The sequence below is a fragment of the Pseudomonas meliae genome (genome assembly GCF_001400515.1).
GTDB lineage: Bacteria > Pseudomonadota > Gammaproteobacteria > Pseudomonadales > Pseudomonadaceae > Aquipseudomonas > Aquipseudomonas amygdali.
This window is the reverse complement of the sequence record NZ_LJQT01000461.1, coordinates 10,356-20,255: the sequence shown is the minus strand read 5'-3', so window position 1 is coordinate 20,255 and position 9,900 is coordinate 10,356. Positions and strand designations below refer to the sequence as shown.

Annotated in this window: 10 protein-coding genes; 8 read left to right on the top strand and 2 right to left on the bottom strand. The window is 58.4% G+C overall.

The annotated features are described in order from the left end of the window. Nucleotides 1-188: 188 nt before the first annotated feature. Entirely contained in the window at nt 189-809 is a 621-nt protein-coding gene (locus ALO64_RS21210) for a LysE family translocator (RefSeq protein WP_044322828.1), read from the top strand. 80 nt (nt 810-889) lie between these two features. Here the strand turns inward: ALO64_RS21210 and metK are convergent, their stop codons facing one another. Together metK and ALO64_RS21200 are read right to left on the bottom strand one after the other, a co-directional pair. Then, nucleotides 890-2,080, bottom strand: a complete 1,191-nt coding sequence (gene metK / locus ALO64_RS21205; RefSeq protein ID WP_002555698.1) for a methionine adenosyltransferase — start codon at nt 2,078-2,080, stop codon at nt 890-892. Nucleotides 2,081-2,100: 20 nt separating this feature from the next. Next, nucleotides 2,101-3,096, bottom strand: coding sequence for an ArsR/SmtB family transcription factor (locus ALO64_RS21200; RefSeq protein ID WP_044344193.1), 996 nt, complete (start codon nt 3,094-3,096; stop codon nt 2,101-2,103). A gap of 259 nt (nt 3,097-3,355) precedes the next feature. On the opposite strand from ALO64_RS21200, the gene tkt reads away from it, so the two are divergent. The 7 genes from tkt to fba all read left to right on the top strand — a co-directional run bounded on the left by tkt (nt 3,356) and on the right by fba (nt 9,816). Then, nucleotides 3,356-5,353: a transketolase gene (gene tkt / locus ALO64_RS21195; protein WP_044344194.1), complete on the top strand. Its 1,998-nt coding sequence runs from the start codon at nt 3,356-3,358 to the stop codon at nt 5,351-5,353. Between the two features lie 151 nt (nt 5,354-5,504). Further along, on the top strand, nt 5,505-6,548 hold the full coding sequence (epd, locus tag ALO64_RS21190) for an erythrose-4-phosphate dehydrogenase (RefSeq protein ID WP_044344195.1): 1,044 nt from the start codon (nt 5,505-5,507) through the stop codon (nt 6,546-6,548). A gap of 22 nt (nt 6,549-6,570) precedes the next feature. Continuing rightward, nucleotides 6,571-7,734, top strand: coding sequence for a phosphoglycerate kinase (locus ALO64_RS21185; RefSeq protein ID WP_044344196.1), 1,164 nt, complete (start codon nt 6,571-6,573; stop codon nt 7,732-7,734). A 27-nt stretch (nt 7,735-7,761) separates the two neighbouring features. After that, nucleotides 7,762-7,992 carry a putative periplasmic lipoprotein gene (locus tag ALO64_RS21180; protein ID WP_044318367.1) on the top strand — a complete coding sequence of 77 codons (231 nt, stop codon included), beginning with the start codon at nt 7,762-7,764 and terminating at the stop codon, nt 7,990-7,992. A gap of 68 nt (nt 7,993-8,060) precedes the next feature. Next, nucleotides 8,061-8,258, top strand: coding sequence for a hypothetical protein (locus tag ALO64_RS21175; protein WP_004654900.1), 198 nt, complete (start codon nt 8,061-8,063; stop codon nt 8,256-8,258). Between the two features lie 52 nt (nt 8,259-8,310). After that, a complete protein-coding gene (locus ALO64_RS21170; RefSeq protein ID WP_002555692.1) occupies nt 8,311-8,637 on the top strand; it encodes an MliC family protein in 327 nt (108 codons plus the stop codon). A 114-nt stretch (nt 8,638-8,751) separates the two neighbouring features. Continuing rightward, the gene (fba, locus tag ALO64_RS21165) at nt 8,752-9,816 is read left to right on the top strand and encodes a class II fructose-bisphosphate aldolase (protein WP_004654897.1); all 1,065 of its coding nucleotides are present in this window, start codon (nt 8,752-8,754) and stop codon (nt 9,814-9,816) included. Nucleotides 9,817-9,900: the final 84 nt, after the last annotated feature.

Sequence of the window (9,900 nt, the reverse complement as noted above, 5' to 3'; positions counted from 1 at the left end):
CATGCGACGCAGAGCGCCGCACGATAGTCGCGACTGCACATGCCCCTTCGTGAGCAAGCTCCCACAAAGGCTGGGGACGCATGGCCTTGCCAGTAAAGCCCGGCCGCATTTCACGGCGCAGCTGTGTCTTGACCGCTCACTAAAAAAAGCCAGACTGAGTAGCTGACTCAATTCAGGGATTGGAGCCAATGGACATCTCGACTCTCGCTGTATTCATTCCGGCCTGCTTTGCGCTGAACATGGCGCCCGGTCCGAACAATCTTCTGTCGATCAGTAATGCTACGCGCTATGGCTTCACCAGCTCTTGCGTCGGCGGAGCGGGGCGCTTGCTGGCGTTTGTCATCATGATCGCCTTGGCCGGTGCAGGACTGACTGCCGTGTTGCATACGTCCGAATGGTTGTTTCACGTGATCAAGGTTCTCGGCGCGGCATATCTGCTTTATCTCGCGGTGCAGTTGTGGCGCGCCACTCCGTCCATACAGGACCAGGCAGCGGTCACAACAGCCAACGCTGGCAGCCTTGCGCGGCAAGAGTTTCTGGTGGCTATTGGCAATCCGAAAGCGATCCTGCTGTTTACTGCTTTTCTTCCGCAGTTTGTGGATCAGCAGAGTAATGTGTCAGGTCAGTTTGCAGTGCTGGGTGGTCTGTTTCTGGTGCTGGAGTGCGTAGCGATCGCGTTATATGCCGCGATGGGTATACATGCTCGTCGCCTCTTGGCGAAACCCAGTGGCAAGCGATTGTTCAACAGGGTGTGCGCAGGGTTGTTGGCGGGCGCTGCATCGGTACTGCTGGTGTCGCGACGGGCTTGAAATATGACTGCGGAATAATTGCCGCGCAGACGAAAAAAAGCCCCGAACGACCAGGTCGCTCGGGGCTTTTTTCTGGTTTTTTACAGACCGGCAGCGGCGCGCAGGGCGTCGGCGCGGTCGGTTTTTTCCCAGGTGAAGGCGGTGAAGGTGTCATCGCCAACGGTCATTTCGACCGGGGTACGACCGAAGTGGCCGTAGGCCGCAGTGGCCTGGTACATCGGGTGCAGCAGGTCGAGCATGGTGGTGATGGCGTATGGGCGCAGGTCGAAGTTGTCGCGGACCAGCTTGATGATCTTGTCATCGGACAGCTTGCCGGTGCCGAAGGTGTTCAGCGAGATCGACGTCGGCTGGGCCACGCCGATAGCGTAGGACACTTGAATTTCGCAACGCTCGGCCAGACCGGCAGCCACGATATTCTTGGCCACGTAACGACCTGCGTAAGCGGCCGAACGGTCAACCTTCGATGGGTCCTTGCCGGAGAATGCACCGCCACCGTGACGGGCCATGCCGCCGTAGGTGTCGACGATGATTTTACGGCCGGTCAGGCCACAGTCACCTACCGGGCCACCGATGATGAAGTTGCCGGTCGGGTTGATGTGGAACTGGGTGTCCTTGTGCAGCAGGTGCGCAGGGATGACGTGCTTGACGATCAGCTCCATCACGCCTTCGCGCAGGTCCTTGTAGGACACATCCGGGTTGTGCTGAGTCGACAGTACGATGGCGTCGACGCCGACAACCTTGCCGTTTTCGTAACGGCAGGTAACCTGGGATTTTGCATCCGGGCGCAACCACGGCAGCAGGCCGGATTTACGCGCTTCGGCCTGACGCTGCACCAATTGGTGAGAGAAGGTGATCGGTGCTGGCATCAGCACGTCGGTTTCGTTGCTGGCGTAGCCGAACATCAGGCCCTGGTCGCCAGCGCCCTGATCTTCAGGCTTGCTGCGGTCAACGCCTTGGGCGATGTCTACCGACTGTTTGCCGATGATGTTCATCACGCCGCAAGTCGCGCCGTCGAAACCGACGTCGGAGCTGTTGTAGCCGATGTCGAGGATGACGTTACGCACGATGTCTTCCAGATCGACCCAGGCCGAAGTCGACACTTCGCCAGCGATGATTGCCACACCGGTCTTGACCAGTGTTTCGCACGCTACACGGGCGTATTTGTCTTCAGCGATGATAGCGTCCAGAACCGCGTCGGAAATCTGGTCGGCGATCTTGTCCGGATGTCCTTCGGACACGGACTCGGAGGTGAAAAGTGAATATTCGCTCATCTCTACGGGTTTCCTTCATTTTACCGATGGTGAGTGTCGCCAGCCGGTCGCTGAAAATGGCGAACCTGGATCTGGAAACCATTACGTAAGCCTACATAAAGGCTTTCCCCGGGAACTAGCCCCGCAGCGATGGCCCAACGGGCCAGGTCTTCCTGCTCGAAACCTAACCAGAGATCGCCACAGGCCTCCCTGGCCCAGCTCTGGTCATGACTACACAATTCTGTTACCAGCAAACTACCGCCGGGTTTTACGTGTTCGGCCAGTTGCCTCAAGGCTTCGGCCGGTACCGCGAAATGATGCAGCACCATGTTGAGGACGACGCAATCGGCACTGACTTTAGCGTCGGTCAGTGCATCGGCCAGCCTCAGCTCAACGTTAGCCAGCGCCTTGCGCTCGCAGACGCCACGCGCCAGGTCCAGCATCACCGGGCTGTTGTCCATCGCGATGACCTGACCGAAGCGCCGCGCCAGCTCAGGGAGGAAGCCGCCGTCACCGGGGCCTACTTCCAGAGCGGTTGCCTGCGCACCAAAGCTCAGTTTGTCGAGCAGGGTCAGCAGGCTTTCGCTGTACTGCGCCAAACCGGCGATCAGGTCCTGCTGGGCACGAAACTTTTCGGCAGTACGGGCAAAGAAATCCTGGCTAGCCAGTGCACGTTGTCGATGCACCAGGCCTATGCGGCTCTGTACGTCGTCCGGCAGGTTCAGCGTGTCCACTTCATCAAGCAGCGCCGCATGCAGCCTGCCACCCGGCAATTCAGTGTGGGGCAGGGCGCGACGGTAGAAAATCGCATTGCCTTCACGCCGCGTTGCAACCAGATCGGCCTGCGCCAGCACCTTGAGGTGGTGACTCATGCCAGACTGGCCGATGGCAAAAATCTGCGCCAGCTCAAGCACGCCGAACGAATCGTTGGTCAGCACACGCAGTACGTTGAGCCGCAAGGGATCTCCGCCGGCCTTGCACAATGCAGAGAGGTCGTCGCATGCATCATGGCGAATGGCAGGTACACGCAGGTTCATAGCTGCGCAGTCTAGAGAGCGATCCGGAGCGCTGCAAGGGCAATATCAAAAAGTTTTGATATTGCTGAATGGGTGGCACCGGTCAGGCATTCTGAACTTGTTGCGCTGATGGGTAATCCAGTCTTTACAGGGCAAATAATGTCCGTAACCGCGGAAAAAAGCCTATGGTCGACTATCTGTGATTGCCCCCGGCCTGTCCCTGAGGGAAAATGGCCGTCTTTTTTCCGATCCTAATTTTACAATTCCCAGGAGATCAGCGATGCCAAGCCGTCGTGAGCGTGCCAATGCTATTCGTGCCCTAAGCATGGATGCCGTGCAAAAAGCCAACAGCGGCCATCCGGGTGCCCCGATGGGCATGGCGGATATCGCCGAGGTTCTGTGGCGTGATTATCTGAAGCACAACCCTGCAAACCCTGCGTTTGCTGACCGTGACCGTTTCATCATGTCCAACGGCCACGGCTCGATGCTGGTCTATTCGTTGCTGCACCTGACCGGCTACGACCTGTCCATCGACGACCTGAAAAACTTCCGTCAACTGCACAGCCGCACACCGGGCCACCCGGAGTTTGGCTACACCCCAGGCGTCGAGACCACCACCGGTCCGCTGGGTCAGGGCTTTGCCAACGCTGTCGGTTTTGCCGCTGCCGAGAAAACCCTCGCTGCACAGTTCAACCGCCCAGGCCATTCCATCGTTGATCACCATACCTACGTGTTTATGGGTGATGGCTGCATGATGGAAGGTATTTCCCACGAAGTCGCTTCCCTGGCCGGTACGCTGCAACTGGACAAGCTGATTGCGTTTTACGACGACAACGGCATCTCCATCGATGGCGAAGTCGAAGGCTGGTTTACCGACGATACGCCGAAGCGCTTCGAGTCCTACGGCTGGTTGGTTATCCGCAATGTCGACGGTCATGACCCTGAAGAAATCAAGACCGCCATCGACACCGCGCGCAAGAGCGACAAGCCGACGCTGATCTGCTGCAAGACCACCATCGGCTTTGGCTCGCCGAACAAGCAGGGCAAGGAAGAATCCCATGGTGCGCCGCTGGGTGCGGACGAAATCGCCCTGACCCGTGCGGCCCTGAAATGGAACCACGGTCCTTTCGAAATTCCGGCTGATATCTATGCCGAGTGGAACGCGAAGGAAAAAGGTCTGGCGGCCGAAGCCGAGTGGGACCAGCGCTTTGCTGCCTATTCCGCCGCGTTCCCGGAGCTGGCCAACTACTTCATTCGTCGCATGAGCGGCGAGTTGCCTGCTGACTTTGCAGAGAAATCCGCTGCTTATGTCGCCGAAGTCAACGCCAAAGGCGAAACCATCGCCAGCCGTAAGGCCAGTCAGAACGCCCTGAGCGCACTGGGCCCGTTGCTGCCGGAAATTCTCGGTGGTTCGGCCGACCTGGCCGGCTCCAACCTTACCATCTGGAAAGGCTGCAAGAGCATCACTGGCGAAGCCCCCAACGGCAACTACCTGCACTACGGTGTTCGTGAGTTCGGTATGGGCGCCATGATGAACGGTATCGCCCTGCACGGCGGCTTCGTGCCGTACGGCGCAACCTTCCTGATCTTCATGGAATACGCTCGCAACGCGGTGCGTATGGCCTCGCTGATGAAGAAGCGCGTGATCTACGTATTCACCCACGACTCCATCGGTCTGGGCGAAGACGGCCCGACTCACCAGCCGATCGAGCAACTGACCAGCCTGCGTACCACGCCGAACCTGGACACCTGGCGTCCGGCAGATGCCGTGGAATCGGCCGTGGCCTGGAAACACGCCATCGAGCGCAATGACGGTCCATCCGCATTGATTTTCTCGCGTCAGAACCTGACTCACCAAGCGCGTGAACAGCAGCAAATAGATGCCATTGCCCGTGGCGGCTATGTACTGCGTGACTGCGCTGCAGAGCCTGAGCTGATCCTGATCGCGACTGGTTCGGAAGTCGGTCTGGCTGTGCAGGCGTATGACAGGCTGACCGAGCAGGGTCGCAACGTTCGTGTGGTCTCCATGCCATGCACCAGCATCTTCGAAGCTCAGGATGCGGCCTACAAGCAGGCTGTTCTGCCACTGCAGGTCAGTGCACGTATTGCCATCGAAGCGGCTCACGCCGACTACTGGTACAAATACGTGGGTCTGGAAGGTCGCGTGATCGGCATGACCACGTTCGGCGAGTCGGCCCCTGCGTCAGCCTTGTTCGAAGAGTTCGGCTTTACGCTGGAAAACGTCTTGAGCACGGCTGAAGAGCTGCTCGAAGACTGATCAGCTATGTAATGTTGATGTTGTGGGAGCGACCGGGGCGGCGATCCGCCTTGCTCGCGAATGTAGCAACTCGGTAAATCAGCTGCACCGAGTGCTGCCATTCGCGGACAAGTCCGCTCCCACATGACTGTTATTCCCTGGCGAAAACTTCATGCCCCAGCCCCGCCCTTACAAAGTTGCTCTGAACGGTTACGGCCGTATTGGTCGTTGTGTTGTTCGCGCGCTGTGCGAGCGGGGGGCCAAGGCCGGGTTTGAAGTGGTTGCCATCAATGATCTGGCCGACATGGCCAGTCTCGAATACCTCACGCGCTTTGACTCCACACACGGCCGGTTTCCCGGCGAAGTGCGGGTCGAGGGGCAATACCTGCATATCAATGATCACCGCATCAAGGTCCTGCGCAGCGCGACACCGGAAGGTATCGACTGGGCCGGGCTGGGGGTCGATCTTGTGCTCGAGTGTTCCGGTGTCTACAACACTCGCGAAGACGGCCAGCGCTTTCTGAATGCCGGTGCGCCGAGGGTGCTGTTCTCTCAGCCGATGGCCAGCGAGCGGGATGTCGACGCCACTGTCGTGTTCGGTGTCAACCAGCAGAAGCTGACTGGCCGGGAATTACTGGTCTCCGCAGCGTCGTGTACCACCAATTGCAGTGTGCCGCTGCTGCGTCTGCTGGATCAGGCCATCGGCCTTGAGTACATCACCATCACGACCATCCATTCGGCAATGAATGATCAGCCGGTAATCGACGCCTATCACCACGAAGATCTGCGCCGTACGCGCTCGGCGTTTCAGTCGATCATTCCGGTGTCCACCGGTCTGGCGCGCGGAATCGAGCGGCTGCTTCCGGAACTTGCCGGCCGAATTCAGGCCAAAGCTGTTCGTGTTCCGACCGTCAATGTGTCTTGCCTGGACATTACGCTGCAAATGTCGCGAGACACCGACGCTGTCGAGATCAACCGTATTTTGCGTGAGGCCGCCACCAGCGGCCCGCTCAAGGGACTGCTGGCCTACACTGAGTTGCCGCACGCCAGCTGCGATTTCAACCATGACCCGCATTCGGCGATTGTCGATGCGAGTCAGACCCGCGTTTCCGGTCCCAGGCTGGTCAATCTGCTGGCCTGGTTCGATAACGAATGGGGTTTTGCCAACCGAATGCTCGACGTCGCCGATCACTTTCTGCGCGTCGCTGACCAATAACAGTAAAAAAACAGGAATGCTCATGACCGTCTTGAAGATGACCGACCTCGATCTGCAAGGTAAACGTGTACTGATCCGCGAAGACCTCAATGTCCCGGTAAAGGACGGCGTTGTCAGCAGTGATGCACGTATTCTTGCCTCGCTGCCGACCATCAGGCTGGCGTTGGAAAAAGGCGCGGCCGTCATGGTCTGCTCGCACCTGGGTCGTCCGACCGAGGGCGAGTTCTCTGCTGAAAACAGCCTCAGGCCGGTTGCCGATTACCTGAGCAAGGCATTGGGTCGTGATGTTCCGCTGGTTGCCGATTATCTGGACGGCGTTGCCGTCAAGGCCGGCGATGTCGTGCTGTTCGAGAACGTTCGCTTCAACAAGGGTGAGAAAAAGAACGCCGACGAGCTGGCACAGAAATATGCGGCCCTGTGCGACGTGTTCGTGATGGACGCTTTCGGTACCGCTCACCGTGCCGAGGGCTCGACCCACGGCGTTGCCAAATTCGCCAAAGTGGCAGCGGCAGGCCCGTTGCTGGCCGCCGAGCTTGAAGCGCTGGGCAAGGCCTTGGGCGCTCCGGCTCAGCCGATGACTGCCATCGTTGCTGGCTCCAAGGTGTCCACCAAGCTTGACGTACTCAACAGCCTGAGCGGCATCTGCAATCAGTTGATCGTCGGCGGCGGCATTGCCAATACCTTCCTGGCCGCAGCGGGTCACAAGGTCGGTAAATCGCTGTACGAACCTGACCTGCTCGATACCGCGCGTGCCATTGCCGCCAAGGTCAGCGTGCCATTGCCGACTGACGTGGTGGTTGCCAAGGAGTTCGCCGAGAGCGCCACTGCAACCGTCAAGCTGATCGCTGACGTGGCCGACGACGACATGATTCTCGATATTGGCCCGCAAACTGCTGCGCATTTCGCCGAATTACTGAAATCTTCCGGGACTATCCTGTGGAACGGTCCAGTCGGCGTGTTTGAATTCGATCAGTTTGGTGAAGGCACCAAAACGCTGGCCAAGGCCATTGGCGAAAGCCAGGCGTTCTCCATCGCGGGCGGTGGCGACACATTGACGGCTATCGATAAGTATGGTGTTGCAGAACAGATTTCCTACATTTCGACCGGTGGCGGTGCATTCCTCGAGTTCGTGGAAGGCAAGGTTCTGCCAGCGGTAGAAGTGCTCGAACAACGCGCCAAGGCTTGAATGAAAGCTTTGGACAAGGAGTGGTCAATGGTCAGGGCGTTACCGTGGTTTCTCATCGCAGGTTTGCTGGCCGGTTGCGCGGGCAAACCTGCGGTTGAAGAGGTGGAGAGCGACTCCCCGAGCCAACCGCTCCAGTTAAGCTGTTATCAGGCGGGCTGGCAGGCTGAAACAGTGCCGGTCATCTACAAGCGTGGCGGTCCGCAGGTATGGGATCGTTACGAGTTCATGCCCAGAACAGGCAATGTAGGATGTTTGTGAGCCAGGTCTGAAATCCGTTTGGCAACATTGACGGGCTTGGGCGGTCTTTAAAGAGTGGATATTTCGCCATGAAGATCGCTGCCCTGGCTCTGATGAGCTGCGTTGTATTGGCTGGTTGTACCGGTTCTGGCTCACATGCCAAGACCTGTCAGATATTCAGCCCGGCCTCTGTGAATGTGCCGACGACTGAAAACAGTCAACGGGTCGAGGCACATGTAACGGGTGAGCCGGCCGACGACCGTAAACAGGAACAGAACTGCCCCTGACAGTTGAGACGACCGGCATACACCGCGTTTCGCAGGGCAGCCAGGAGATGTAATGAGACGCGTGATTGCCCTTGGGGTTTTGGCAGTGCTTGGCGGTTGTTCGAGCCTGAGCACATCGCAGCACAATGACCCCTGGAACCGTTGGGTGTGTGACAGCAATGCAGAGGTCAACTGGCGCTACATCGATTCGGCCAAAAAGGAAGTCGATGTTCGTCTGAATCAGAGCGATCAGGTGTTCAGGCTCAAGGCTGAACCCGGCGCTGCCAGCGGAACGCTTTACAGCAACAATGTGTTGGCATTCGTCAACAAGGGTAGCGAGGGCCTGATCTACTGGGACGCTACCAACGATCTGATCGGTCGCGGCTGCAAGGCCAGATAAGTCGGATCTCGGGCACACACGCACAGCCTTCGTGGCTGAGCTTATAACTTGAATGGCAGCCGCCACTACGGCAGGCTTGCTCGATTAACGACCCTACCGGGAGAGAGACAGACAATGGCACTTATCAGCATGCGCCAGATGTTGGACCACGCAGCCGAATTCGGCTACGGCGTTCCAGCTTTCAACGTAAACAACCTGGAACAGATGCGCGCCATTATGGAAGCGGCCGACAAGACCGACTCCCCGGTGATCGTCCAGGCTTCTGCCGGTGCCCGCAAATACGCCGGTGCGCCGTTTCTGCGTCACCTGATTCTCGCCGCGATCGAAGAATTCCCGCACATCCCGGTGGTCATGCACCAGGACCACGGTACCAGCCCTGACATCTGCCAGCGCTCGATCCAGCTGGGCTTCAGCTCGGTGATGATGGACGGCTCGCTGCGTGAAGACGGCAAGTCCCCAGCCGATTACGACTACAACGTCGACGTTACCCGTCGCGTTGTGTCCTTCGCTCACGCCTGCGGCGTTTCCGTGGAAGGTGAGCTGGGCGTGCTGGGTTCGCTGGAAACCGGTATGGCCGGTGAAGAAGATGGTGTTGGCGCGGAAGGCGTTCTGGACCACAGCCAGATGCTGACCGACCCTGAAGAAGCGGCTGACTTCGTCAAGCGCACCCAGGTCGATGCTCTGGCCATTGCCATTGGCACCAGCCACGGTGCGTACAAGTTCACTAAGCCGCCTACCGGTGACATCCTGGCGATCGAGCGTATTAAAGAGATCCACAAGCGCATCCCTAACACTCACCTGGTGATGCACGGTTCTTCGTCCGTTCCACAGGAATGGCTGAAAATCATCAACGAGTTCGGCGGCGACATCAAAGAAACCTACGGTGTGCCGGTCGAAGAAATCGTTGAAGGCATCAAGCACGGCGTGCGCAAGGTCAACATCGATACCGACCTGCGTCTGGCCTCTACCGGTGCCATCCGCGAATTCATGGCTAAAAACCCAAGCGAGTTCGACCCGCGCAAGTATCTGGCCAAAACCGTCTCGGCCATGCGTGACGTGTGCATCGCGCGCTACGAAGCCTTCGGCACCGCTGGCAACGCCTCGAAGATCAAACCGATCTCCCTGGACGCCATGTTCGAACGCTACGCGCGTGGCGAGCTGGATGCCAAGATCAACTGAGTTGATTGCGCATTGAAGAAACCCGCAGAAATGCGGGTTTTTTTATAGCGCTTCGAAATTGGCAGCGCGGCGCAGATTTGTGAC

Bases quoted from the DNA above. Each gene is read 5' to 3' on its own strand.
- ALO64_RS21210 (WP_044322828.1), top strand. From the start codon at position 189: ATGGACATCTCGACTCTCGCTGTATTCATTCCGGCCTGCTTTGCGCTG.
- metK (WP_002555698.1), bottom strand. From the start codon at position 2,080: ATGAGCGAATATTCACTTTTCACCTCCGAGTCCGTGTCCGAAGGACAT.
- ALO64_RS21200 (WP_044344193.1), bottom strand. From the start codon at position 3,096: ATGAACCTGCGTGTACCTGCCATTCGCCATGATGCATGCGACGACCTC.
- tkt (WP_044344194.1), top strand. From the start codon at position 3,356: ATGCCAAGCCGTCGTGAGCGTGCCAATGCTATTCGTGCCCTAAGCATG.
- epd (WP_044344195.1), top strand. From the start codon at position 5,505: ATGCCCCAGCCCCGCCCTTACAAAGTTGCTCTGAACGGTTACGGCCGT.
- ALO64_RS21185 (WP_044344196.1), top strand. From the start codon at position 6,571: ATGACCGTCTTGAAGATGACCGACCTCGATCTGCAAGGTAAACGTGTA.
- ALO64_RS21180 (WP_044318367.1), top strand. From the start codon at position 7,762: ATGGTCAGGGCGTTACCGTGGTTTCTCATCGCAGGTTTGCTGGCCGGT.
- ALO64_RS21175 (WP_004654900.1), top strand. From the start codon at position 8,061: ATGAAGATCGCTGCCCTGGCTCTGATGAGCTGCGTTGTATTGGCTGGT.
- ALO64_RS21170 (WP_002555692.1), top strand. From the start codon at position 8,311: ATGAGACGCGTGATTGCCCTTGGGGTTTTGGCAGTGCTTGGCGGTTGT.
- fba (WP_004654897.1), top strand. From the start codon at position 8,752: ATGGCACTTATCAGCATGCGCCAGATGTTGGACCACGCAGCCGAATTC.